The 24864-nt window shown below is 65.9% G+C and carries 17 protein-coding genes and 1 pseudogene; 11 read left to right on the forward strand and 7 right to left on the reverse strand.

Going from position 1 to position 24864, the window contains the following annotated elements:
- Both VNS22_RS13710 and VNS22_RS13715 read right to left on the reverse strand, forming a co-directional pair.
- Nucleotides 1–464, reverse strand: a 464-nt coding sequence (locus VNS22_RS13710; RefSeq protein WP_325733301.1) for a recombinase family protein, incomplete at its 3' end; no start/stop codon positions are given.
- Nucleotides 461–958, reverse strand: a complete 498-nt coding sequence (locus tag VNS22_RS13715) for a DUF2924 domain-containing protein (protein ID WP_325733303.1) — start codon at nt 956–958, stop codon at nt 461–463. The genes VNS22_RS13710 and VNS22_RS13715, both read right to left, overlap by 4 nt.
- Before the next feature lie 397 nt (nt 959–1355).
- Between VNS22_RS13715 and VNS22_RS13720 the strand changes: the two genes are divergently transcribed.
- From VNS22_RS13720 to VNS22_RS13765, 10 genes and pseudogenes are all read left to right on the forward strand, one after another.
- On the forward strand, nt 1356–2063 hold the full coding sequence (locus VNS22_RS13720) for a hypothetical protein (RefSeq protein WP_325733305.1): 708 nt from the start codon (nt 1356–1358) through the stop codon (nt 2061–2063).
- Between the two features lie 88 nt (nt 2064–2151).
- Nucleotides 2152–2361, forward strand: coding sequence for a helix-turn-helix transcriptional regulator (locus tag VNS22_RS13725; RefSeq protein WP_325733307.1), 210 nt, complete (start codon nt 2152–2154; stop codon nt 2359–2361).
- Nucleotides 2362–2391: 30 nt separating this feature from the next.
- Nucleotides 2392–4533 carry an AAA family ATPase gene (locus tag VNS22_RS13730; RefSeq protein ID WP_325733310.1) on the forward strand — a complete coding sequence of 714 codons (2142 nt, stop codon included), beginning with the start codon at nt 2392–2394 and terminating at the stop codon, nt 4531–4533.
- Nucleotides 4534–5326: 793 nt separating this feature from the next.
- Entirely contained in the window at nt 5327–6592 is a 1266-nt protein-coding gene (locus VNS22_RS13735) for a site-specific DNA-methyltransferase (protein ID WP_325733351.1), read from the forward strand.
- Complete coding sequence (locus VNS22_RS13740) at nt 6592–7110, forward strand: P27 family phage terminase small subunit (RefSeq protein ID WP_325733312.1); 519 nt, start codon at nt 6592–6594, stop codon at nt 7108–7110. Before VNS22_RS13735 ends, VNS22_RS13740 begins: the two co-directional genes overlap by 1 nt.
- A complete protein-coding gene (locus VNS22_RS13745; RefSeq protein WP_325733314.1) occupies nt 7088–8803 on the forward strand; it encodes a terminase large subunit in 1716 nt (571 codons plus the stop codon). Before VNS22_RS13740 ends, VNS22_RS13745 begins: the two co-directional genes overlap by 23 nt.
- A 924-nt stretch (nt 8804–9727) precedes the next feature.
- The gene (locus VNS22_RS13750; protein ID WP_325733316.1) at nt 9728–10927 is read left to right on the forward strand and encodes a DUF6361 family protein; all 1200 of its coding nucleotides are present in this window, start codon (nt 9728–9730) and stop codon (nt 10925–10927) included.
- Complete coding sequence (locus VNS22_RS13755) at nt 10924–12729, forward strand: phospholipase D family protein (RefSeq protein ID WP_325733318.1); 1806 nt, start codon at nt 10924–10926, stop codon at nt 12727–12729. Before VNS22_RS13750 ends, VNS22_RS13755 begins: the two co-directional genes overlap by 4 nt.
- Nucleotides 12726–15734 (forward strand): DEAD/DEAH box helicase, encoded by a 3009-nt coding sequence (locus VNS22_RS13760; protein WP_325733320.1) that lies wholly within the window; start codon nt 12726–12728, stop codon nt 15732–15734. The genes VNS22_RS13755 and VNS22_RS13760 overlap by 4 nt, the downstream gene beginning before the upstream one ends.
- Before the next feature lie 330 nt (nt 15735–16064).
- Nucleotides 16065–16205, forward strand: a pseudogene (locus tag VNS22_RS13765) (IS630 family transposase); the annotation flags it as partial.
- Between the two features lie 94 nt (nt 16206–16299).
- Here the strand turns inward: VNS22_RS13765 and VNS22_RS13770 are convergent.
- The 5 genes from VNS22_RS13770 to VNS22_RS13790 all read right to left on the reverse strand — a co-directional run bounded on the left by VNS22_RS13770 (nt 16300) and on the right by VNS22_RS13790 (nt 24608).
- Nucleotides 16300–17571, reverse strand: a complete 1272-nt coding sequence (locus VNS22_RS13770) for a Wadjet anti-phage system protein JetD domain-containing protein (protein ID WP_325733322.1) — start codon at nt 17569–17571, stop codon at nt 16300–16302.
- A complete protein-coding gene (locus VNS22_RS13775) occupies nt 17568–21041 on the reverse strand; it encodes an SbcC/MukB-like Walker B domain-containing protein (RefSeq protein ID WP_325733324.1) in 3474 nt (1157 codons plus the stop codon). Before VNS22_RS13775 ends, VNS22_RS13770 begins: the two co-directional genes overlap by 4 nt.
- Nucleotides 21038–21721 carry a DUF4194 domain-containing protein gene (locus VNS22_RS13780; RefSeq protein WP_325733326.1) on the reverse strand — a complete coding sequence of 228 codons (684 nt, stop codon included), beginning with the start codon at nt 21719–21721 and terminating at the stop codon, nt 21038–21040. The genes VNS22_RS13775 and VNS22_RS13780 overlap by 4 nt, the downstream gene beginning before the upstream one ends.
- Nucleotides 21705–23156 (reverse strand): Wadjet anti-phage system protein JetA family protein, encoded by a 1452-nt coding sequence (locus VNS22_RS13785; protein WP_325733328.1) that lies wholly within the window; start codon nt 23154–23156, stop codon nt 21705–21707. The genes VNS22_RS13780 and VNS22_RS13785 overlap by 17 nt, the downstream gene beginning before the upstream one ends.
- 675 nt (nt 23157–23831) lie before the next feature.
- Nucleotides 23832–24608: a hypothetical protein gene (locus tag VNS22_RS13790; RefSeq protein ID WP_325733330.1), complete on the reverse strand. Its 777-nt coding sequence runs from the start codon at nt 24606–24608 to the stop codon at nt 23832–23834.
- Between the two features lie 36 nt (nt 24609–24644).
- On the opposite strand from VNS22_RS13790, the gene VNS22_RS13795 reads away from it, so the two are divergent.
- Nucleotides 24645–24863 (forward strand): hypothetical protein, encoded by a 219-nt coding sequence (locus VNS22_RS13795; RefSeq protein WP_325733332.1) that lies wholly within the window; start codon nt 24645–24647, stop codon nt 24861–24863.
- The last annotated feature ends 1 nt before the right edge of the window (nt 24864 follow it).

Below are 24864 nucleotides of genomic sequence, written 5' to 3' on the forward strand. Positions count from 1 at the left end.
CGCTCGAACTGCGCGAAGGAGAGCAGGATGTTCAGCGTCAGCCGGCCCATGCTGGTCGTGGTGTTGAAGCTCTGCGTCACCGAGACGAAGGTCACGTCGTGCGCGTCGAACACCTCGACCAGCCGGGCGAAGTGCATCAGCGAGCGGCTCAGGCGGTCGATCTTGTAGACCACCACGACGTCCACTAGGCCGGCCTGGATGTCGCACAGCAGCCGCTGCAGGGCGGGCCGCTCCAGGGTGCCACCGGAGACCCCACCATCGTCGTAGTGGTCCGGCACCAGCACCCAGCCTTCGGCCCGCTGGCTGGCGATGAAGGCCTCGCAGGCGTCGCGCTGGGCATCGAGGCTGTTGAAGGCCTGCTCCAGCCCCTCCTCGGTGCTCTTGCGCGTGTAGACGGCGCAACGGCGCTTCTTCACCGTGGCGGGCAGGGCGGCCTCTACCGCGGCGGCTCCCTTGCGCTTCATGCGGCGCCTCGTTGGTTCTTCAGGCCAAAGAATGCCCATCCGTTCCAGCGGGTGCCGGTAATGTGGCGGGCGATGGCGGAGAGCGAGCGGTAGGGTCGGCCCTCGTACTCGAAGCCGTCCGCCAGCACGGTGACGGTGTGCTCGACGCCCTGGTAGCTGCGGACCAGCCGGGTGCCGGCGACCGGCCCGTTCCCCGCCCGGATCCGGCGCAGGACGACGTTGCCGCCGTCGAGCTGCTCGCCCAGGGCCTCCAGCCGGGCGACGGTCTCCGGCTTCAGCCCGCCATAGGCGAGCTCCTGGATGCGGTAGGCGAGCCGGCTCTCCAGGAACTTGCGGTTGTAGGGCGGTGGCGCAGTGCCGAAGAGCGCCTGCCACTGCTGCTTCAGGTCCTGGATGTCCGTCCCCGGCAGGGCGGCCAGGCGGCCCAGCACGTCCGCCGGCGGGATGGCGGGGAGGGGCGGCGGGGGCCGTTCACTGGCGCTGTGAGGCGCCATCTGAGGCCGGGTTAGGGCAGCGCGTCGTGTCATGCGGGGCTCCGAGTCGGTGGAGCTCCAGCACCGCTCGGGTCGGCGCAGAAGTGTAGCGAAACCTCTCCTGACGCCCGGGCTATCGCGGCGTCGCGCGCCAGATCCTCGGCGGTGCGGCTGCGGAGCCGCAGCAGGCCGGTGGCGAGCAGGGCGCAGACCTCGCGGAGGTGCGGGGGGAGGTGGGGGTTGGCCTGGCCGAGCCGCTGCCTCCCAGCTTGGGGCTGAAGCAGAGGTTGGCGCCGAGACTCGACCGCCCAGCCGCCAGCGCTTAGAACAAAGTACGAATCCGGGGCAGTTGGCGCATTCATGCCCAATCCTCCTGGCCAAGTCGCCCCGGGCAGGCCGGGAGGTCAGGAGGTCCATTGTGGCGTCTGACGAAGAGCCTGTGGAGTTGAGGAAGGCAGTCCACACCTTCTGTGATGCGACTCTGTTCAGAGAATGGGTGGATGCTTGCCAGATACCTGTGCCGAGCTCGATCCCGCGAACCGAAGCGGATTTTGAGCGGCTGCGGGAACTCACAGCGCCCCGGGACGAAGCGTGGAAGCGGCTGATTGCCGACTTCCGCCGGCGCATCGCCGCAAGCGAGATCGTGTTGGAAGGCTTTCAGGTTCGTCCAGTCCTGTTGCACACGCGGTCGCAGTTTCCAACCGCATGGGAGCCCCTCCTCCAGTTTGAATGGGAGCGGAACGCTGTTTTCATCCGCCGCGCTGAGTTCGTTGGGGTCACGGTCCGGCGCCGCATTGCAAAGGTAGTGCAACCGTCTTTGAGTTCGCTGCCCTCTCAAGATGGTGCAGCCGAGACGGAAGCGGTTCCCCGACGCCGCGGTCGCGAGAACTTTGCGCCTCTCATCGAAGCTGACCTCAAAGCTCATTGGGACGAGATCCAGGCAAAGACGAACCGCGCCTCTACCGGCGAGCCGCTTTGGTCTGAGCTGGCCCGGACCGTACACAAGCATCTCGTCAGGCAACACTCGCGGCGTGACGGAAGTAAGGTGCCTCATGAGCAGACCATCCGTAAGCATCTACCCAAGATCTATCGACGGCTGTTGAGCGATAAACCTGCGCAAAAATAGATCGTCCAACTTAATTCTGCGCAGGTGATTTCTGCTCATTTGGATTCACTATCATCGCTGCATCTCGATTGCCTGCGAGGTGCATTGCATGACTGCGTCGCTCTTCGAATATTCCGTCCGCCACTTCAGTCAGACCGATCTGGCCCACCGCTGGGGCATCAGCCCGCGCACCCTAGAGCGTTGGCGGTGGCTGCGGCAGGGACCGCCTTACCTCAAGATCGGTGGGCGGGTGGCCTACCGCCTGCAGGATGTGGAGACCTTCGAGGGGGCGCAGCGGCGCGCCCCGGGCGCCCGATAGCGCCGCGCGATGGACGGGTCCTTTCCCACGATGGACGGTCCCCTGACCACGCTCCGCCTCACCCTGCTCGGGCAGGGCTACGAGCCGATCCCGGTGGTCGGGCCGCAGGCACCGGGCTCCTCGCCCGGCAAGCGCCCCGGCATCCGGGGCTGGCAGGTTGCCCCGTTGGACCAGGAGGTCATCCGAGCCTGGGCGCAAGGCGCTCTGCGGGACTGCACCAACACGGGCCTGCGGACGGGTCGGCTGGTCGGGGTGGACATTGACGTCCTGGACGAAACGCTCGCGAAGGCGCTGCAGGACATGGCGCTTCGCCTGCTCGGTCCGACGCCGCTGCAGCGTATCGGCAAGGCGCCGAAGCTGCTGCTCTGCTACCAGGCCATCGAGCCAGCGCCCAAGCGCGAAACGCCCGAGTTCCGCCTGCCCGACGGGAGCAAGGCGCAGGTGGAGATCCTGGGCCAGGGGCAGCAGTTCGTGGCCTACGGGGTGCATCCCGACACCCGGGCGGAGTATGCGTGGCCCGACCTGGGGCCGGACGTGGTCGCCTTGGCCGAGCTGCCGCAGGTTGGGATCGCCACCCTTCGCGCCTTCCTGGCCGCGGCCGAGGCGCTGATCCGTGACGCCGGCGGCGCGCCCATCAAGGTGGAGGAGAAGCCTGCCCGGGAACCGCCGGCGGCGCCCTCCGGCCCAGCAGGCGCCGCGCGCGAGTCCGACTTCTTTCGCAACACCAACACTCGAGCCCTGGCCGACGTCGGCCGCTGGTTCACCCAGCTGTTCCCGCGAGGCTATTGGCAGCGCAACGACACCACCCCACCCGGGACCTGGCGGGTCCGCTCCAGCGATCTGGGCCGCAGCCTGGAGGAGGACATCTCGGTCCACCCGAACCTCGGTGCCCGCGACTTTGGTACCCGCGAGCGCGTCACGCCGATTGACCTGGTGGTCCGCTACGGCGGCGTCTCAGACCGGGTTGAGGCGGCCTTCAAGCTGTGTGACTGGATCGGTGTGACGCCGGAGAGCCTGGGCTGGCGCGCCGACGCGCGGAAGGGCAAGGCGCATGCAGGGGTCGAGAGTCCGGAGAGCGACGGCCAGTCGCGCACGGGTCCATCCGCTTCCCTCGCCCGGCAGCTGAGCACGCCCTGCGTCTGGACCACCGCGCCGCCGCCGCGCGCCTGGATCGTGCCGGATTGGGTGCCGCGCGGCGTCGTCACCGGCTTGTACGGTGACGGCGCAGTGGGCAAGTCGCTGGCGGCCATGCAACTGCTCTCGGCAGTGGCTTTGTCGGAGTCCTGGTTCGGCCTGGAGGTTGCCCCGGGTCGGGCGCTCGGGGTTTTCTGTGAGGATGACGAGGCCGAACTGCAGCGCCGGCAATGGAGCATCAACCGGGCATGGGGCATTGCTGCATGCCGGCTGGAGAACCTCCGTTACCTTCCCCGTCTCGGCCAGGAGAATGCGCTGATCACCTTCGACGGCTCGGATGTCGGGACGCCCACCACCTTCACGGCGGAGCTCGACGAACTCTGCGGCGAGTTCCGCCCCGACCTCCTGGTGCTCGACACGATCGCCGACCTCTTTCCGGCCAACGAGAACGACCGCTCCAAGGTGCGGCAGTTCGTCCAGACCATCCTTGGCGGGCTCGCCCGGCGTCACGGCTGCGCTGTTCTGGCTCTTGGCCATCCTTCGGTGAGCGGCATGAACAGCGGCTCTGGTCAATCGGGCTCAACGGCTTGGAACAATACGTTTCGCAGCCGCATCTATCTCTCTCGGCTGGAGGGCGAGGAGGCCGATCCGAATGGACGGCTCCTCTCCCGAAAGAAGGCGAACTATGCGGCTCGTGATGCCGAGATCCGCCTACAATGGCATGAGGGTGCTTTCCGGGTGGCGCCGGCCTCCGAGAGTCGAATGCACGACATCGACTGGGCACAGATCAGCGCCATCTTTGATGAAATCGAGCGCGCCTGGCAGGCGGGGCGGCCCTGGAGCCATCGGCCGGAAGCCCGCCGTAACGGCCGCATGCTGCAGGTCTGGGCTCAGAGGATGCTGAAGATTCCTGAGAAGCGCCTGACCATGCTGTTGAGTGACTGGCTGATGCAGGGCTTTCTGAGCATTGAGGAGGTCAATCGCCACAGCAAAGTGCGTGGGCTGCGGGTTTTGAAGCGCCTGCATCCAGAGGCCTGACCACGCCCTTTCGCCGATCGAGGTCTGCGGAACCTGCGGAAACTGCGTTGTAAGTTATTGAAATTCCTATTCCCCTCAGTGCGGAACCTCGCTGCGGAACCTGCGGAAGCTTACTGGTAAGTGCCTGTTTTCTTGTGCGGGAACCTGCGGAAGCCTTGCGGAACCCCACCCCCCATACCCCCTACGCGCTTCCGCGCCCCCTTCAGGGGCGGCGCGGGCGCGTCTGGAGGGGTGGTGGGTCGCTGCATACGCGCCCCTGCTGCATGGGCAGCCCGAGAAGGTGGAAGAGGCAGGCCGCGGCCTGAGCCTGGTGGGTTTGGTGAGTTTGATGGGGATATTTTCAGCTCCCCGCGCGAAGTGGCAAACAAACATTCTCATCATTCAGAGAACCCGTGTGCGCATGACACTTTCATCGGGGGAATCGAGAAGAACCTATCAAACCCACCAGCGGGGGCGCGTAGCTCACATCGGCGCCCTGCGAGCTGTACCAGTCTCAAGGGCGATGAATGGCGACGGGATTTCTCGCTGCACCGTCTGCCGCAGACATCTGCACGCGGCTCGCTGCCGCTGACTCCACGCGCGATCATCGCCGTCGGCGTAAACAAAGGAACTACAGCGAAAGAATGTCGTGTGGATGATCGAGCGCAGACCAGGTATTCTCTCCCGCAGATAGGCCGAATGTTGAGGGTAGGGGGCGGGTCAAAACCTGACCGCGCATCACGTCTGACCGCGTCCCCCGCACAGTTTTCACGATTGCACATTCGGGCATTTTGCGGAGCGGGAGACATTGGGCATGCAGACCAGCGCTTGGCCGGCCGATCAGGTGCAACGCTGGCCGCTGGCGCGCCTGACGCCTTTTGCCCGAAACGCGCGCACCCACTCCGACGCGCAGGTCGCACAGATCGCCGCCTCGATCCGCGAGTGGGGCTGGACGGTGCCGGTGCTGGTCGATGAGGCCGGCACCATCATCGCCGGGCATGGCCGCGTGCTGGCGGCGCAACGCCTGGCGCTGACCGAGGTGCCGGTGATGGTGGCGCGCGGCTGGTCCGAGGCCAAGCGACGCGCCTATGTGCTGGCCGACAACAAGCTCACCCTGAACGGCGGCTGGGACGCGGCGATGCTGCGCGCGGAACTCGCCGATCTCGCCGGGCTCGGGGCCGACCTCTCCCTGACCGGCTTCAGCGCGGAGGAGGTGGCGGGGCTGACCGCCGAGGGAGCCGCCGGGCTGACCGATCCAGATGATGTCCCCGAGACGCCGGCGATTCCGGTGAGCCGGTTGGGCGACGTCTGGCAGCTTGGGCGACATCGCTTGGTCTGTGGCGACAGCACCCACGCGGAGGACGTCGCGCAGGCGCTGGACGGCGTCACGCCGCACCTGATGGTCACCGATCCGCCCTATGGCGTCGCCTACGACCCGAGCTGGCGCAACGCGGCCGGGCTCTCCGGGACCCAGCGCACCGGCAAGGTGCTGAACGACGACCGGGCCGACTGGCGCGCCGCCTGGGCGCTGTTCCCGGGGGCGGTGGCCTATGTCTGGCACGGCGCGCTGCACGCGACGACGGTGGCCGAGAGCCTGGTAGCGGAGGGTTTTCAGATCCGCGCGCAGGTCATTTGGGCGAAGGACCGACTGGTCCTCAGCCGCGGCGATTACCACTGGCAGCACGAACCCTGTTGGTATGCGGTGCGCGACGGCGCCAAGGGTCACTGGTCGGGCGACCGCAAACAGACGACCCTCTGGCAGATCGCCTCGCGCGACCAGGACGCGGCGACGGTGCACGGCACGCAAAAGCCGGTCGAGTGCATGCGCCGCCCGATCGAGAACAACAGCAGCCCCGGCCAGGCGGTGTATGAGCCGTTCTGCGGCTCGGGCACCACGCTGATTGCCGCCGAGCTGACCGGGCGCGCCTGCCACGCGCTGGAACTCGATCCGGCCTATGTCGACGTCGCCGTGCTGCGCTGGCAGGCGTTTGTCGGCCAGCAGGCGGTTCTGGAGGGCGATGGCCGGTCCTTCGCCGAGGTGGCCGCGGAACGCCGTCCTGCGGCCGTGGAGCCCGCCTGATGCCGCGTCCCGGGCCCAAGCCGATCCCGACCGCGCTGCACCAGCTGCGCGGCTCCTTCAACGCCACCCGACATGGCCGTGACCGCACCGGCGAGCCGCAGGCGGAGGGGGACCTCTCGGCCGTGGCACCGGACTGGATGAGCCCGGGACAGAAGGAGAGTTGGGCCTACGCGATGGCGCACGCGCCGCGGGGTCTGCTCAAGGCGATCGACCGCGGCGTGCTGGCAATCTGGGTGGAGGCGGAGGATCGCCACCGCACGGCGGTGATCCAGCAGGCGAAGCTTGATGCCAACTCCACCCTGCCGCTGATGACCCGCGGCAAAGATGGGCAGCCGATCGCCTCGCCCTACCTGCGCCTCATCCGCCACGCGGCGGAGACCATGCTGCGGGCGGCCAGCGAGCTCGGCTTCACGCCGGCCTCCCGCCCACGCCTGGCGCCGGGGCAGACCGAGGCGCCGGCGGTCGAGAGCCCCTGGACCCGCCTGCAGGTGATCCATGGCCGGCAAGACCGCGCCTGAGCCCTGCCCGGGCGTGGCGGAGGCGGTGGCCTATGCGCAGGCGGTGGCTGACGGCGAAGTCCCGGCCTGCCGCTTTGTCCAGCAGGCGGCCGCGCGCTTCCTCTCGGACCAGGCCGCGGCGGCGCGCGGGGAGGGGCCGTGGGACTTCCGTCCGGACCTCGCCGAGGGGGCCATGCTGTTTGCCGCGCAGCTGCCCAACATCAAGGGGCCGGAGGCCGGGCAGCCGCTGCGGCTGATGCCCTGGCAGCGCTTTGTCTTCGCCAACCTGTTCGGCTTTGTCGAGCGCGGCACCACCACGCGGCGGTACCGGCAGGCCGTCGTCTACGTCCCACGCGGCAATGGCAAAACGACCTTTGCCGCCCCCATTGCGCTGTACCTGACCTTCATCGAGGGGGAGGGCGGGGCCGAGGGCTATGCCGCCGCGGTGACGCGCGACCAGGCGCGCATCCTCTTCGACGCCGCCCAGCAGATGGTGCGCCGGAGCCCCGAGTTCCGCGCCGCCTTCGGGGTGGCCGAACGGGCCAACGCCATCTTCCAGGAGCGCACCGCCAGCCGCTTCGTGCCGGTCTCCTCGGACGCCAAGTCGCTCGACGGGCTGAACGTCACCGTGGCGGTCTGCGACGAACTGGCCAGCCACCGCACGGCGCTGGTCTACGACGTGCTGCTCACCGCCATGGGCAAGCGCCGCCACCCGCTGCTGCTGTCGATCAGCACCGCGACGGGGAACACCAGTGGCATCGGCAAGCAGCTGTGGGACTACGCCGTGCGGGTGCTGGACGGGTTGCAAGAGGACGACCGGCTGTTCGCGCTGATCTACACCGTCGACGACGGCGATGATCCCTGGGACGAGGCCAGCTGGATCAAGGCCAACCCGTCCTGGGGCCAAGCCGTGCAGCCGGAGGCGATCCGCGCCATCATGCGGCAGGCCCGCAACAACCCGGCGCAGGAAGCCGCGGCCAAGACGCGGCACCTCAACGTCTGGGTCGGCGCCGACGAGGCGCTGTTCTCGACCCGCGCCTGGCGAGCCTGCGGCGATCCGGATCTCACCTGGGAGGCGCTGGAAGGGCGGGAGTGCCATGTTGCGGTCGATCTGGCGGCGACCACCGACCTGACGGCCCTGGCGCTGGTGTTTCCCTCGCGTGGCCTGGACGGCAAGCCGCACTACGACGTGCTGGCCCGCTGCTACCTGAACGAGGCCGCCGTGCTGGAGGCGCGCAACCCGTCCTACCCGGGCTGGGCGGCGGAGGGCTGGCTCAGCGTCACCCCGGGCAACGAGACCGACATGCAGGCGGTGGAGGCAGATCTCCGCTCACTGGCCGCGCGGTTCCGGGTCCGCAGCCTGGCCTTTGACCCCTGGCAGGCGCGGCAGATGCGGCAGTCGCTGGCGGCGGACGGGCTGCCGGTGGTGGAGTTCCACATGCGCACGGGCAACCTGTCGGAGCCCACGAAGGAGCTCGGGGCCGCGATGCTGGCCGGGCGGCTGCGGCACGACGGCAACCCGGTGCTGGAGTGGTGCCTCGGGAACGTGGTCGGGCACTACGACGCCAGAGGGAACGTCTACCCGCGCAAGGCCCGGCCGGAGCAGAAGATCGATGCGGCGATGGCGCTGATCATGGCGCTCGGGCGGGCGATGAGCGACGCCGGGAGCGAGGTGGAGCTCGAGGGGTTCCTGGCCGGGCCGCTGTTTCTTTGAGCGGACGCCGAAATCAGCTCAGCTGACGCCATGCCGCCTGACGGGGGGGCGGCTTTCTCGTCGGGTAAGCAAAACGGCATCAGGCCGACCAGAAGGGTTAGGCCCGATCCATCCTCGCCGGGGCGGATCGCCATGGCATGGTCCTCACCCGCCCGCAGCCGCGGCGCTATAGCCGGCTTTGAGCCGTCGGCCAGCGGTGAGGACCAGTTCGGCGCCATGTTCGGGCGGCTGAAGATGATCGAGGTCGCTGACGGACGCGAGAGGAGGCGACGGAGCGGCACGACGGCACCGCTGCTTGGGAGGGCTGGATCCCGGGCCGGTAGCTTAAAGTCTGGCCCGACGACTGATCTGGGACTACGCAAGCGCCCAGTATCAGGGTCCGCTTCGCGCCCATGTCGGTCATCAGCTTTTCGTCGTCGAGTTCCAGAAAGCAGACGCTGCGTCCTCGGTTCCGGCTGACCGAGATTGGTGGGAGCCCGTCCTTCATCTGGGCGTGTTGCAGCATCAGATCGGGACTTCATCCGAATTGCCGCGCAATGTCTTGAACTGCGCGGCTGACAGCGTGCACTACCGGGGTCACGATCGGCGCTGGTGAGGACCTCAACCGCCGAGCAACTTCATTCACCCCTGCCAGACACCTACCATTCAGCCGGGATGGGTCCCATTCCGGTGCCCATGTACATCTGAGATATGCTTCCCGACCCGGTCGGGCGGGGCGCGATCGGGTGTTAGTTAGTTGCCACACCGACTTGGCCGATAGCCGGAAATCGCTACACTGGTTCAGCGGGGGGGGGGAATCAGTCGCACCCCGTGACTGGCAGAATAGCTTGCAGACGCTTGGATTAGTCCCGCTTGCCGCAGGCCCATGCATGGCCATGCACGTTCGATGACCTGCCGTGACGACAGGGCGGAGGATCTCGCGCCGTGACGGGCGGCAGGCCCGAACCCGCTATCGGCTGGTTCATGCTGTCAGAGGCGGACCGCAATGCGGCAACCCGATATCTCTCTAAGCTGGCCTCGGATGGAACCCGGGACGAGCTCGGATTCGCGCCCGTTCACTTCGCCTTTGCGGATCGCTTCTTTCCTGGCACTTCGGTACAGCACGCCCAGCTCCGCTACGTGTTCTTCGTGGCGTGGTCCTACGACGAACTGCTCAAAGAGAGCGCCGGGCGAGCCTTTCCCGCGGAAGCGCTTATCCGACTCGAGCGCCGTTACTCCTTGCGTCTCATCAAGAGCGTCGGTGAGCTTGAGAACTCCGGTATCTCCGGCTGGATGAAGTACGTCGCTGACCAGCGGCCGGTCATTCGCGCGAGCACCATTTACTGGACCGCCTTGAGGTCGTGGCGGGTGGTCGCTCCACTTGACGGAACCCGGGAATCCCCGACCGAGTCGGCGCTGCGGCGCAGTTGGCCCCACCTCATTGACCATCCCGATGGCGACGGTGCGCGCGCCGCCGCCAAGCCGCTCTTTCAGGACCTCCCGGCCCCGCCAGCCGACTGGCGGAGTAGTTCCGGTCCCCTGCGGCTCGACCTCACCCGGCAGGAGGCAGATTTTATCCGTGGCAGGTGGCGAGCCGCGGGCACGGGTCCCGAGCCTACTCTGATGAGCAAGCTCGTAGAGGCGGGGGTCAGGCCGAAGTCGCTGTGGTCGCTAGCTGTCCGGCGCTTAGCGTCTCCCGGGGAGAAAGTCTGCCTTGACTTGGCGCGCCGTGCGGCCTCGGTGGCCTGCGTGGCAAGAGCCGCCCATGCGGCGCTGATCGAAAGGCAGAGGAACGAGGATCTTGGCCTCGATGACAGCGTCCACGCCGAGGCGCTTCCCGCCCTTATTGCCGAGCACCGCGAAGCGACGCTGGAGCTGGATGTCGGCGCGCTCCGGCGCGAGACGGGAATCGACGGGCAGCTGGCGGCGTTCATCGAGGCCGTCCAAAATTGGCTGCGGGCGGGCCGGGGCCTTGAGGCGCTCCACCCCGTGATCGCCCAACGCGAGCACGACCTCAAGCAGGGCCGCGCCTTCCTCGCCAATGAGCGCCGACGTGCAGACTGGCGGAAGGGCATTGCGACCCCGCTCGACTACCGTTGGCCAATCGTGCGCGGGATGATTTCTCGCATCGCGGAGGCGGCGTGAGCTTTCACCCGAGGGACAGGATCTCCATCTTCGGTTCACTCAGGCCGCGGAAAGGGCAGCTGCTCTCCCGCGCCGTCGTTGCGACCTACTCGCTCGACTTGGTGGCGATGCTCGGCCTCGTGCTAGCCCTGGGTGGCGACGGCGAGGAGGAGTTCGAGAGCTCCCCCCTGGAGTTCGTCAACGCCGTCGAGAAGGTCAGGGGGCGCCTGCTCGTCCTTCACCAGCTCGGCCGAGTCATCGCGCCCGGCCGTCACCGCTCCGTCCTGCCTCTACTCGACACCATGCTCCGCGCCGTCCCGGCGGACGAGCGCCGCGAGAGCTGGCACCCCAAAGTGGCCTTAGCGAGTTACGAGCTCGACGGAACGACTGAGTGGCGGCTCTGGATAGGCAGCCGCAATCTCACCGGCTCTGGCGACCTCGAGGCAGGCCTCCTGCTCGTCTCTGGCAGCGGGCGAGGTGCCAAGGTTCTGAAGGGGGTCGCCGAGCTTGCGACCGGGCTGCTGCCCGAGGCGGACTGGACGCCCGCCGAGGTGGGCCAGTTGCGGACGGCGAGGTGGATCGCCCCGCCGGGGGTCTCCGTCCGGCGCCTCTTGTGGCGCAGGCCTGGGCAGGCGGTGCCCTTCCTCGATGGGCCGCTGCTCGCACGGGCCACGCGCGTCTGCGCCGTCAGTCCGTTCATCGACAATAACGGCCTCGCCGTCGCGCGGGCCGCTGCGCGCGTCCCGCTCACGCTCCTGACGACGAGGCGCGCCGGGTCGTGTTGCGCGCCACTGGACGGTGTGCGCTTTCGAACGGCCACCTCTCCCGAACCGGACATTGAGGTTGCGGTGGAACGGCAGCGGGAGGAGGCCGATGGGGATTTCACCGACCCCCCGGCGAGTGGCGTCCACGCGAAGCTGTTGGCGGCCGAGCGCAGTGGCAAGGCGGTCCTGCTTCTCGGCAGTGCCAACCTGACTGGGCGCGGGCTCCTCGGCCCCAATGCCGAGGCCGCGGCCCTGCTCGACGTCACAGATCCGGCGCTTTCCTCATCACTGTTCGACTTCGTCGATGGCGGTATGGAGCTGATCCCCGAGCCTCCTGACGAGGCGCGCGAGGAGTTGGCAGCGGAGGAACGGAGGCTCGATGGGCTGGTTTCCCGGTTCCTTCAGCGGCCGATGACGCTCACCCTGGGCGAGAACGGGCTCGTGCTCACGGTCAAGGGGGGCGTCGATGACTTGCTTGAGGGTGCCCGTTTGTCCGCGGCACCCTTCCTCGACCCGGAGCGCCGGGCGGAGTGGGTGCGCGGCTCAGCCTCTGTCAGGCTGCTCCCGACACCCCCGCCTGCTCACGAACAAACAGCATTCCTCACGCTTCGCGCCCAGAGTAGGACCCGGCCGGAGGTGGTGCGGTCCTGGGTGCAGCGGTTCGAGCTCGCTGGCCTGGATGCCGAGCGGCGGGACCGCGTTCTGCTGGCGCGCTACATAGGGGCGCAGCGCTTCCGCGACTGGCTGCGCTCGCTCCTCGAGGACATCGAACCTGTCGGGGGACGCGGCAGGTGGTACGACCCGGTCCCAGAACCGCAGCCTCCAGGAGGGCTCCCGCCGGATTTGTTCGCCCTAGAGACGCTGCTCGGGGGATGGGCGCGCGATCCGTCCGCCTTCGAGGCCCGCATCTCGAGGATAATCGCCATGCTGGATTCGTTCCAGGAGACATTCGAGGCGCTCCCGGACGGCAGCGAACGTTCCGCGGCCCTCGAAGACTTATCCCGAGTCAGGCCGTTCCTGACGGCGCTGGAGCAGGCCGTGTCGGAGGCCGACTCATGACGTTGCTTGCCCCGTTCCAGCAGGCGACGGTCGACGTGGCGGTGGAGCATCTCTCTGCGGGTGCCCGCCGCTTTCTCGTTGCCGACGAGGTCGGGCTCGGTAAGACGGTCATAGCACGCAAGGTGGCGGAACGGCTGCGCCGGAAGGGACGGTGCTTCAACCTTCTCTACCTCTGCCCAAGCCTTGAAATCGTGGGGCAGAACCGGCCGAAGCTGGTTTCGCTGACCGGCATCGACGTGAAGGAGTACAGTTCCGGGGAGGATCGGCTGTCCCTCGTGCCTGGCGCTCTACCGGATGAGGGTAATGGTTACCGCGTGTTCACATTCACGCCTGAGACCAGCTTGCCAGGATGGAAGCCCGGGCCGCGCACGGGACGGAAGGCCGAGCGAGCCGTCATCCGTGCCATCCTCGACCGCTACGATGCGCTTCGCGCCGAAGTCCTGAGGCTCGAAAAGGAGAGGGCCCGTGGACCGCTTCTCCCAGAGCGCTCCCCTCACCTCGCGGGCCACAGGTATGCGGGCATCGAGCGTGCCCTGCGAGACGTGTTCTCCGTCCCTGTTGGTTCTCTTGAGAGGGCCATCCTCTCGTGGCTGAGGCAGAAGGACGTCGATCTCGCTGAGCTCATCGCGAGGTTCCGTTCGGCCCTCGCCCTTGCAGCGCTGCGCTCCCCGTCCGTGCGGCCAGACCTTATTATTCTCGACGAGTTCCACCGCTACGCCGACCTCATCCTGCCACTCCGATCCGTGGCGTCTCAACCACTTGAGCGCGAGCGCGCTGCTGTTCATGGCCTGCTCGTCGACGCGCTGCTGAAGGGGGACCATCGTCCATCTGTCCTGCTTCTGTCGGCCACCCCCTACAGGCTGCGGCGGCTCAGCGGTGAGGACGTCCATCCAGTCGAGCACTACCGTGCGCTCGTGGATCTCTCCAGCTTCCTGTCTGGCGACCAGGGCACGCGTCGGCAGGTCGAGAACGGGGTGCGCGCCTACCACGACGCACTGCGTACAGAGGGCACGGCGCACGATGTCGGAATGGCGGTGATCGCCGCCAAGCAGCGCTTGGAGTCTCTCCTACGCCCCCTGATGGCGAGGACCGAGCGGGCCCTGGTGCATGATGGCGACCTGTTCGAGCGCGATCAGCCTTCCGTGGAGGTGGAGAAGGATGACCTGCGCGTGTTCCGACACTTTGCTCGGTCCGTGCACCGGTCGGAGGCCCGTCTCGCGGGGTGGGTTCCGGCAATGTGGTCCTCGATACCCTACCCGGCCCAGACGCTGCACGGCTACCAAATGTGGAAAGCCCTCGTCCGGGCCACCAGGGCCCCCGTCGAGGGGGGAGACCGCAAGGGACAGCTGGCCCATCCGCAGCTCAGGAAGTTGGCTGAGATCGCCGGCGACGCCGCGCAGCTCAGCTTGCCCTGGCAGCCGCCAACCCTGGCGTGGTGGAAGCTCGAGGGGGCCTGGGCCAAGGCCCGGCCGAACCCCGGCAAGACGCTTTTGTTCAGCAAGTGGAGAGCCGCCCCGACGGCGATCTCGGCCCTTCTATCGCTCCGCCTGACCCAGGGGCTCCGCAAACCGGGCACAAAGGCTCCCTCAGCGCTGCTGCGGTCGGGGGGAGTGGACGGCAGCGCTCTCATCGGGCTCTTCGCTCAGTGGCCCCACCTCTCAACCGCCATCGAGCCGCGCAAGTCGGCGGGGGCGTCCATCAAGGCCGTCCGGAAGGCGGCGCGGGACAGCTTGGAAAAGTATCTCGAAGCCAAAGGGGTACGCGTCGGAGGAAAGGGCAGGCGTCCCGTCTGGAAGGTCGCGTGCGGTCTTGAGAAGCACATCTCCCCGCTTGCTTTCCTCCGCCTTAGGGGCGTTGTTTCCGCCGCCCGCGGCGATAGGGGGCCTGACTGGGCGGCCACAAAGCCCATCTCCATAATCTCAAGGCCGGAGCTCAACGCGCTGGCCAACCACCTCCTCTCGGCCCCGGGTTCGGTTCTTGCCCGCTGCGCCAAGCGCCACGGCATTCCGACGGATGCCTCCAAGGATGCGCGGGTGGTCTTCGCGTTCGCCTGGCATAAGCTGCGCGGCTACCTGGGCCAGCGCGCCTTCGCGGACCTCCTCCTGACCGGTTCCCAACGCAAGAGGTATCCAGATGCGCTCTGCGAAGCCATTCTCAAGGGCGGCTTCGAGGCGGTTCTCGACGAACAGATGAGCATCCTCGCGACACTCGACGGCGCCGCTGGACTCGAGATCGTCCACCGGCTGGACGCCAGCCTTATGGACAGACCGGGCCTCGTTCGGCTGCGCCGCAGCGGACGCGATCACAGAGTACCCGTCCAAGCGATCGTCCCGTTTGCCGGGGCCGAGCGGCGCAGCGGCCCCGAGAGGGGCGGCAGGCTCCGAACGGACTCCCTTCGCCGAGCGTTCAACTCCCCCTTCTGGCCGCACGTCCTTTGCACCACCTCGGTTGGGCAGGAGGGACTGGACTTCCATCTCTGGTGCAGCAGGATCATCCATTGGGACCTTCCATCGGACCCGGTGGACTTCGAACAGCGCGAAGGCCGGATTGCCCGCTACGCCAGCCTCTCGGTCCGGCGGTCGTTCGCGGACAATCATGCGGCCGAGGCGCTCCGGAGTTGCCGGGAGCGGAGCCCTTTCGCCCGCCTCCTGGAAATCGTACGGGAGCAGCCCGTCGAAGGGACCGGGCTTGAGGGGTGGTGGCTTCCAGCCAAGGACCGCTGCCCGAGGAGCGTCAGCTTCGCTTGGCAGTTCAGCCATCGGTCCGCTCGGCGGGACCGAATGCTCCACGAGCTGCTCCTCTACCGGCTGGCCCTGGGCCAGCCGGATCCGGACGCGTTTCTCGAAATGCTGAAGCGAACGTGCGCGGGAGAGTCGGATGCCAAGAGCCTCGCGATGGATCTGTCCGCCATCTCGCGTGTGACGAAGGCGCCACGAGCAGCCGAGACGGCCCCGGCCAAAACACGCGCATTCATCCCGACAGACCTTCGCGGAGCTGCGGATTGAGATCAGTGGTCATGCCGCCCCGTCAGGGCGTGCAGCGTTCCCCACCGACGAGGCCCTAGGCGCCCTGGATCTTGAGCTCAACGCTGTGGAACCGGTGTATGGCCATGGCTTCTCACCCTTCGGAGCCCGGCACCCCGATCAAAGCGAATGGGCCTGCACGTCCGGTTTCTGGGCCCACTCCACGAGCTGAAGCACCTCCTCACCCTCGCAGGATCCGCATATTCAGCACCGTGCCCGGACTGCAGACCACCTGATCTGTCCAACGCCATCCAGACCGGGCGGTCTGACTGGCAGGCAGCGAAGGTCTGCTTCTCCCGATCAAGCTCTGAAGCCAAGCTGAAAGCAATGCTCCGCAAGGCAGCGACGCGTACCCTCGACACCCTCTGGAACACCTTCGGGCGCATCACCGAGACCTTCACGTCCGCCGAGTGCGCCAACTACTTCGCCGCCGCCGGGTACGATGCAGACTGATCGGAAACCGCTCTAGAGGTCCGACAGATTTCATTACCTGCCGCATGCGCAGGTGATGAATGTTCGATACAAATTCGAAACGATGTTACGCGGCTTACAATGTAACCATAAATTCATTGTCTCCGTCGGATGTAGACAACACCAGTTTCTGCGGCGTTTGTGCCTCCTGCTCGCAGCCACACTGCCGATGGTCGAGCATCCGTGCCAGCTCACCGATGCTGCCGTGGCGGGCCATGTGTCTGTGGAGCCTGCCGCCATAGCTCCGAGCATTCCCGTGTCGCTGCAAGACAACCTCATCCATCAGATGCGGAATGATGGAGCAGTCCAGACTGTCGGCCAGGTAGGCCATGATATCGAGCCCCCCGGCATCGAGGTCACCCCAGTGATGCAGTGCTGGCCGCCGGCCATCGATGTCCGGTCGCAGTAGAGCCTTCAGGGCATCAAGGACCGGTTCCGCCGGCATCCCGCCGGTGAAGACGACCACAACGCCTGGTTGGCGGCAGCTCCGCGTGTGCAGTTCGAACGAGGCGAGGTTCTCGATAGTCAGAACTCGGCGCCCCTCCACCGTTGCTGACCACAGCAGGCTACGTGCCCAGTCCCCCGAAATGGTCATGGACGGTGCAACATCGCAGGAGACCCTGCTGTGTCCGCCTGATGCGAGCGGCATGTCGACGGTGCAGGGACCGGACAGCATGACCCGAATGGGGAACTTTGAGATGCGGTAGTGCTCAAGGGCCTGCTGGGGTGTCCCGGTGCCCCGCAGCCTGGCCAGCATGGAGCCCAGCCCACCGAGATGGTCAGCCAGAATCTTCGAGGCGTTGGCGCCCTCGGAGGCAAAGACGCGTGCGCTGATGGTGCGCGGGTCGCCACCGCACCAGTCGGGAGCCAGCACTGCCTGTAGTAGCCGGAAGCGTCGTTCTGCAGACAGGACGTCACCAGGTGTCAGCCCGAATGCAGCTTTCCCGTTCTCCCAGGAAGTCCTGCAGATTGCGAGCAGATGAATTATCTCCTGGTCAGGGTCCAGGGCCAGGACGGCGGATGCGCACCGCTGGGCCAGCTCGGCAGCACGGGGGACGCCCAGGAAGCGCGCCAGTGCATCGGCGTTCTGGAGGCGCGCCTTACCAGGCAAGTGGCGCATGCCGGCCTTTCCGGCCACCAACTCCAAGGCGCCAGCCTTGTTGGCACCCTGCAAAAGGGTGAGCATCTCCTGTTCGGACCTGGCACGCTCAAACCCATTAGGCAGCCGCTCCCAAGGAACTGACATGAAGCGCGCCGTTCCGGGCTCCTCCGCCGCAGTAGGGCGGTCGGCTGCCTTGAGCATCCGCAGCAGGAAGGCCCGGCCAGGGCTGGCGTCAACCTTGCTCAATCTGCGGCCTCGGGCAGAGCGGCTGTTCCGGCGTGCTTGGCCTTGAAGCCATCAAAGCCCAGGAACGCCGGGTTTTCGCGGTGGAAGATGGCGCGGCCCTCCTCATCGAGTCGGGTCTGGGTCAGCTCTAGCGCGGTTCCGGAGCGGAAGAAGTTCAACATGGTCCCGGAGAACTGCATGAAGATGGTCTGCTGGTTGTCCGGCACGGCGACGATGAGCTGCAGACCGCTCTCATGGAACAGGCGCACGGTCTCGCCAATCGCCTCGGAATCCATCCGCTGAAAGGCCTCGTCCAGGATGGCCAGGGCCAGACCACCGTCATGGCCGCCCGGGGTAACGAAGCTGGTCGCAGCCAGGGCACTGCACATGGCCACATAGAAGGGGACCTGGACCTGGCCCCCGGAACCTGTCCCTTGGCGCTTGCTCAGCGTGGTCTTGACTCCGTCGGGATGGGTCATCTCGATGTCGTAGGTGTACCACTGCCGGGGGTCGGACAGCTCGGAGAGTTCGGCCGTGGGGTCGAAGATGTCGCGCTGCAGTTTGGCCAGCACTCGTGACTGAGGGCCAGCAGGGGTTTCTGCGCCGGTGGCGAACAGAGGCAGGTCGGAACCCGGTTCAGGCGGGTTATCTAGCAACTCTAGGAGGCCGGCGAAGTCAGGTAGGGCTTGTGAGATGAACCGGTACTTCATGCCGTGGAACTGCCGCTCGCGGAGGTTCCGGTTCAGCTCACGGAGCTGCCGTTGCTGTTCCTCGACCGCCGTGGCCATCCGGCCGATGTAGTCTTCCCCCAGGTGCTTGATGGCCTGCCGATATGCCCCCTCGGCTTCGGCCTTGCGCTTGACCAGTTCGTGGCTCTCCAGCCAATCACGTTGCGCTGCCAGCCATTCCTGCAGGGTCCGCATGCGGGCGTCACGAACCTGGTCATCCCGTATCCGCGAATCCGGGTCATCGGCTGGCGGAATGGCGATGCCGCACTCCTGGCTGTAATTCCGCAGCTTGGTGTCCACGGTGCCAAAGTCCGAAACAACGCGGTTCACCTCGTTGGAGATGAGGCGGTTGGCTTCCGCCTGGATAACGGCTCGGTAGCCCTCGGCATTATCTTCGAGGAGGACCTCTATCTGGCCGGTTTCAGGTGCAGGCACATCGGCGCCTGCCACGAAGCTCTGCTGGAGGGCCATCTGGTCTTCAGAGAGCCACGGACCATCCGTCTCCAAGGCTGTTGCCAGGGCCCGCCTGTGCTGGGCCGCCTTCTCGAGCGTGTCCTGGATGGCCTTCTGGGCATTCTTCACAGCCACCAAGCAGCCGCCATGAACCGAGACCGCCTGACGGTGGTGCGCATCAAGACTCGCCAGCGCCCGCTTCTCTGCGGCCAATTGCGCTTCCTCGATGTTCTTCCCGGCCTCAGCATCGGCCTTCAGGCGCCGGGCTTCCTCCAGCTCGGCTCGCTTGGCACCCCGCTCAGCCAGCATGGAGGGAAGGTCGGCCTTTTGAAGCGTCTCCAAAGCCCGCAGGCCGTTGCAGATGGCAACCAGGGCGGACTGGGCCTCATCCTGTTGCCCTTTGGCCAGCTTGTAAGCCCTGGAGGCCTTCGCCAGGGCTTCTTCCAGCGGGGTCGGGTCCAGCAGTCCTGCCTGCCCCAGAAGATGACCACGCCGTTCGTTCCTGCGGCTCCGGCCGGACCAGGCCGAGTAGTAGAACAGGTCCTTGGTCACAGCCGTGGGCTTCCGCATCGCTTCATCGACGCTGGAGGCACAATGGGTGTGGCCCAGGCGGTAGTTTAGATAGCCCGTGGCACGGGGGTCTGCCGACCTGACCTTTGTCGCCAGACTCCCACGGGTGGGCTCAGGGGCGTCCGCTGTCCTGGTGGTATCGATGACCCGGCCGGGCATTTCTCGGACCCGGACCAACTCCATGGCTTCCCGGGCCCTGGAGGGAGGCACCAAGAGCGCTTCCCGCTCCGGGCCCAGGACCACCTCAACGGCGTCACGCCAGTCCTCGTCCACCCAGTTGACGGTCTCGCACAGAGGCTCGGCCTCGATGCCATTCGCCTCGAGGAGCTTCATCAGCTGCTCGGTTGGTTCGGACAAGGGAAGTTTTCCGCTCTGGACGCGCGCCACATTCTCAGTGGCCAGAGTCAGCTCATCCTTGGCCCTCTGGGCGGCTGTGGAAGCCAATCCTAACCGCTCACGGACTTCTGCCTCGAGGGCCTGCATCTGGGCCTTCTGGATTCCCCGCATCTGAGCCGCCAGACGGCCATGCCCCTCCCATGCCGGAGGCTGCGGCATGGCCAGGGGCAACTCCAGGCCTTCCGCGAAGACCTTCATGGGGTGCAGCTGGCGGGCGGCGGCGTCCAGGTCGACCAAGGGATTGTCGGCCTGATTGAAAGCCCTGCTGGCTTCCGCGTAGCGGAGGTCAGCAGCCTGACGCCGGACAGCGCCATCGCTACTTTGGATGGCCGCCAGCGCGTCATGATAGCGGGCCTGGGCCTCGGTGAGCACCAAACGGGCCGCGACTTCCTGTTGCTCGGCTTGCGTCAGCGCCTGTCCGGCCTGCTCGTGCTCGGCCCGAGCGCGCAGATGGTCCAGATGCGCGAAATGCAGCTTATAGTGGACTTCCTCGGTGCGCAGGCGAGCCAAGCGTCGGCGCCGGGTGACCACGGCCGAGAGCTCGGAATCCATGCTCTTGATGCGAGCCAGGTTGTTGACCGCCTCCTCCACCTTGCGCTGGATTTCCTGATAGGTCTGGATGCTGCGCCGTAGGCTGGTGAAGTCCACATCCGGCTTATCCAGCACATACTCGCGAACAAAGGTCGTGGGATTCGCCACGTCCTTGTACGCCATCATGTGCTTGAGGTTCTTCAGGAACTTCTTGTGGCGGATGGTTCCTCCCTTAGGGCTCAGCATCGAGCAGAGCTCCTGGGAGAAGGCGGTAGCGCCATCGTATGTTTGGTAGTCCAGCTTCTCCTCGCGGAGCTTGCTGAGGATGGACTCCCAGGTCATCGGCGTGATGATATCCGAGTCGGCTTCCGAGCGAAGGATAATCTCCTCGGCCTTCAAGATTCTCTTGCCAACGATAAGGCGGCGAATGACAGGGTCAGAACTCTGCTCATCGGCTTCGATGAAGATGCAGGCCGTGAGTTCCTGGCCTGTCTTGTTGTGTCGCCAGCCTAGGAGGAGCGCCGTCAGTGCACTGTCCCGCAGGTGGATGTCGTCGATGGTGCCGAGGGCATAGTCGCGTAGGGTTCGCTTAGACTGTGCCCGGCTCTTCTGCACAATGGCGTTGAGCGCGATGTCCCTCGGGGCACCCTGAAGGACAGTGCTGATGCCGTCCAGGATGGAGCTCTTGCCGGCACCATTGGGGCCGGTAAGGAGTATGATGCCATCCTCCGTCACCTCGATATCCCGGGCATTGATGAGATACCAGTTCACAAAGCCCAGGTTCACCAGGCTCCAGCGGGTCTTTGCGCTCATTCCTCGCTCCCTTCCGGGCTGCCCAGGTGGGGCTCTGGCGGGCTTTCAGCATCATCGCTGTGGCGCGGGGCCTCGTTCTCCGCCCAGGCCCGGAGGCGCGCGACAGCATCCTCTGGGACAACCAGGCGGATGGCTGGCATGATGGTTATCACCTGGTCGTCCTGGAGCTCTTCGCCGACATGCAGCAGCCCCATCCGGCTGGCACCGCGCATTAGTCCTTGGCAGACCGTCTTGGCCGGCATGTCACGTCCCATGCGCTGCGCCACGAAGTCCCAGACTTCCTTCAGGCGTGCCTCAGCCCTGGAGCCGTCACTGAGGTCAGCTCCCTTGACGCGCTCCTCATAGACACCCAGCAATCCAGCCAGGAACAACATCTCCAGCAAGTTGATTGAGTTGCGCACGGCGCCCGGATAGTCCATCGGGAGGATGCCAACGGACCAGATTTCAGGCCGGCTCAGCAAGCGATAGCCCAGGGCATCGAAGAGCTTCTCGTAGTAGGTGATGTGCCCCATGATGGTCTCATAGGCCTGGCGCTGCGCACCACGGTCATCGGCGTAAAGGAACTGCCTCTCCAGCAGCATCCGGGCCGCCGAGCGGAGTTGGTTTGCCAGGTCGGTATCGTCGTCCTGTTCGCCCACTTCCTGGTCGAGTATCTCGCTGAACTCACGGAGCATCAGCATGGACCACCTCGTGCTCCTGTTCTGCGGTGTTCCGCCGCACCTCACTCGAGACCACCTCGAAAGCCGGAATTTCGAGAGGGCCGTGCCTTGCAGTGGATGCAATTCGGCGCAGGACATACCCGTTGCCAAGATTCAGTTCCTGGCGTGAACCGAGGGGCAAAGTCGCGATGCTGTGCAGCAGGGCAATCTCCTGGGAGGTTCTGGGAGTGAAGTCGGTCGACCGGAAAATGCCACCATTCAGCTGCGCCAGCTTTTTTGCTGCCTGCCGCCCGTCAAAGAGAAGGGAGGTCATGAACTGCTTGGCTGCCTTCTGATAGGCCACCAGCAGGGGGTCCGGCTTCTGGACCCGGCTGGGCTTCGGTGATACCCGCTCGCGCGGGCGAGGTGGGTCCCTGAATCCTCCAGGTGACAAGTAGGCAACCGGCGGGATTAACTTCAGACCCAGTGCCGGAAGCTCAAGCCCATCATCCTCTACGCCTCTCAGCGCGTTCAATGCATCTGACACCGCATTGAACCGCCGGTCACGGTTTGGGTCGGTGAGGTCAACCTGCCGGATGGTGTTCAGGAAACGGCGCTCGACATTCGCCTTGCTGGCATCAATGCGCTGTCGGCTGCGCTCCACAGCGTCCATGGAGGCGATGATGGTGTCGAGGGCGTCCTGCAGAGCCTGGCAGTTCGCGTCGACATCCTTTCGACCGCTATTGGCAGCCATGGCTTCGGCGAAGCGCCGCAAGGTCTCCATGTCGCTGAGGTCCTCCGCGAGCCGTATCACCTTGGAACGGAAGTGGTAGGGATGGTTCCTCGATGAAGTCAGCTGGGCGTAGTCGCCTGCGTGAATTTTGGCGACGAACTCATCGAAGAAGGCCGAGACGACTTCGTTGAGTTTCGGCTTCGAAAGGATGGAGCGCTCGATGCTGCGCAGGTTGCCAGCGATGGCGCGGACATTGGCTGCGAAGCTCCTGGCCGACCTTGCCGCTTCCAGAATGGCCCCAGCATGGGTTTCGGGCTTCGCATGGGCCGACTGCAGCATGGCATCGAGGCTGGCGATACCGTCTCCGAAGGAGATTCCCTGAACTTCGGCAGGGAGCTGCCGGCACAGGAACTCCGCTAGGATTGCTACTGAGCGGTCCATCTCTACGACCGTTCTCCAGCCATCGCGGTGTTCCGTGAACCACCCAGCCGTAAACATCATCCGGATGGCGGCTGAGGGTGCAGGGCACTCTGTAGCAGGGACCTCCGCTTCCAACTCCGAAAGTGTTTTTTCAACCAACCCCTGGAGTTCCTGCTTTTCAACAGGGTCCACGCTCTCCTTGGAGAATGGCCCCATGATGCACGCCCGGAGTAGGACCTCGTACGCCTTGCGGGTGCCATCCAGGCTGAAGGGATTGAAGACCCGAGCTGGCAGGACGTCGAACAGGAAGCGGGTATTGTCCATCGCTCGCGACAAGTCGTCCCCTCATGGAGGATGCAAGATAAGGAACGATATCTTTCAGGAGAAAGACTTACTTTAGGCACCCGAGTCTTACAAGATGCCTTAGAAGGAAAACAATTCTCGATAAGTATTTCTGTTCCTGGAAAGCTGAGTTTCTGAAGCTGTAGTCTGGCACCCCTTCCCAGGGCGGTCACTGGGGTACTCCAAAGGGTTGGTCATGTGAATGTGCGTCGGTCGCTGGCGCTTCGCTACCGCTAGGCTGGCGGTCTATTCAGCGGCGGCAGCGAGGCTGCTCCGGCTGCTCGCCACGACTGCCGTAGCCGCCTTCCTCTGGCCTGTTCCTCGCAGATGCGAGGTGGGAAAGCGAAACTAACCTCCCCCTCGGCCGCGGGGCGTTGGCAGCAGACAGTCTAACCCGCCGAAGCGCCGCTCGGCCCGCATTGCCGCTACCACCCCTCGCGCCAGGAGATGGTCCGAAGGCTGGGCTCTCCAGGCGCCGATATGGGCCAGGCAGCATATCGCCAGCGGTGGGAGCTTGAGACCGTGATGTCTGTCGCAAAGGCTGCTGCGGCAATGCCCCGACCGCACGCGTTGAGGCCATCCAGGCTCCGACGTCCGACCTTGCCTAAGAGGGGCGCCCCCTTGCAAAGTAAGATGCCCGGAAGCTGCCGGGCGAGGTCAGGAAATAGCTTGCCAGCACTCGGGGCATCCAATCTCGTGCAGGCGAGCTTTCACCAACTCCGCCAAACGGGGATCGGCCCTCAACTTCAGGCGGGCTGCCTCGAAATACTTCGACCTCTCATCCATCAAGGTGCGGTGCGCCCGCTGGACTGCCTCGTCAATCTGCGGATCTGGATCCCGCCGCGGCGCTTGGATGGGGGCGATCTGCATGGTGAACGGCTCTTTGTCGTCCTCCTCGAACAGCTTGCTGAGCTCCGCGTAAGCCTCGTCGAAGTGCTTGCTCTCCGCGCGGCGCGCCTGGACCCGCAGCGCGGAGGATGCATGCTCGATAGAGCTGTCGATGGCGACCCTCTCGGCGTGGAAGCTTAACTCCACCCCGCTCATGGCCTTCTGCACGACCGCTGCCCGGGTGACATTAGCGTTCACATCCGCGGTGAACTTCTCGACTGCGGCGAGGACGCCTCCGAGTGACGGCGGAGAGGGAGGCTGGCTCTGCCCGGGCGCTGCAGTGGCGGCCATCATGCCGGCAGCCAGCTTCGGCCCCGCTGCGACGGCCGCCTCGGGCGGCGGCGGGTTCTTTAGGCTGTCGTAGATCGTCCATCCGAAGAAGGCCGCCGGAATAAACAATAGCGGGAACACGAATCCGCCGAGGGCGAGCAGGGCCGTGATGCCCACGCGAAGCCCGATTGTCTTGCTCTGCATCTTGTCCGCGCTGGTGGAAGGGGTGTCTGGCAGGGTGGCCATCATAACGGTTGAGAGCTTGATGGCTAACATGAAACAGTCACCGTTGCTTCCATCCGCGCTCCGGCCTTGTTTCTCCAAGTCACCCGCCTTGCCTACACTACCAAGGCCAACCGCACCAACACCGCCAGCCAGCATGAGATCTACCTGGCGCTGTTCAAGATCGCGATTAAGGTCCTAGGAGGCATGGAGGCGGCCTTCGATTTCTGCGATGCCTGCAACGCGGCAGTCACCACCACGGCGACGGCGGTGCTCAGGAAGGACCCGGCGGTGGCGGCCGATACCTAGG

Origin of the sequence: Geminicoccus sp. (assembly GCF_035556675.1) — a bacterium.
Lineage (GTDB): Bacteria > Pseudomonadota > Alphaproteobacteria > Geminicoccales > Geminicoccaceae > Geminicoccus.

What these genes read in the sequence shown, in the direction of transcription:
- VNS22_RS13715 (WP_325733303.1), bottom strand. Translation starts at nt 958, where the DNA reads ATGGCGCCTCACAGCGCCAGTGAACGGCCCCCGCCGCCCCTCCCCGCC.
- VNS22_RS13725 (WP_325733307.1), top strand. Translation starts at nt 2,152, where the DNA reads ATGACTGCGTCGCTCTTCGAATATTCCGTCCGCCACTTCAGTCAGACC.
- VNS22_RS13730 (WP_325733310.1), top strand. Translation starts at nt 2,392, where the DNA reads ATGGACGGTCCCCTGACCACGCTCCGCCTCACCCTGCTCGGGCAGGGC.
- VNS22_RS13735 (WP_325733351.1), top strand. Translation starts at nt 5,327, where the DNA reads ATGCAGACCAGCGCTTGGCCGGCCGATCAGGTGCAACGCTGGCCGCTG.
- VNS22_RS13740 (WP_325733312.1), top strand. Translation starts at nt 6,592, where the DNA reads ATGCCGCGTCCCGGGCCCAAGCCGATCCCGACCGCGCTGCACCAGCTG.
- VNS22_RS13745 (WP_325733314.1), top strand. Translation starts at nt 7,088, where the DNA reads ATGGCCGGCAAGACCGCGCCTGAGCCCTGCCCGGGCGTGGCGGAGGCG.
- VNS22_RS13760 (WP_325733320.1), top strand. Translation starts at nt 12,726, where the DNA reads ATGACGTTGCTTGCCCCGTTCCAGCAGGCGACGGTCGACGTGGCGGTG.
- VNS22_RS13775 (WP_325733324.1), bottom strand. Translation starts at nt 21,041, where the DNA reads ATGAGCGCAAAGACCCGCTGGAGCCTGGTGAACCTGGGCTTTGTGAAC.
- VNS22_RS13780 (WP_325733326.1), bottom strand. Translation starts at nt 21,721, where the DNA reads ATGCTGATGCTCCGTGAGTTCAGCGAGATACTCGACCAGGAAGTGGGC.
- VNS22_RS13785 (WP_325733328.1), bottom strand. Translation starts at nt 23,156, where the DNA reads ATGGACAATACCCGCTTCCTGTTCGACGTCCTGCCAGCTCGGGTCTTC.
- VNS22_RS13790 (WP_325733330.1), bottom strand. Translation starts at nt 24,608, where the DNA reads ATGTTAGCCATCAAGCTCTCAACCGTTATGATGGCCACCCTGCCAGAC.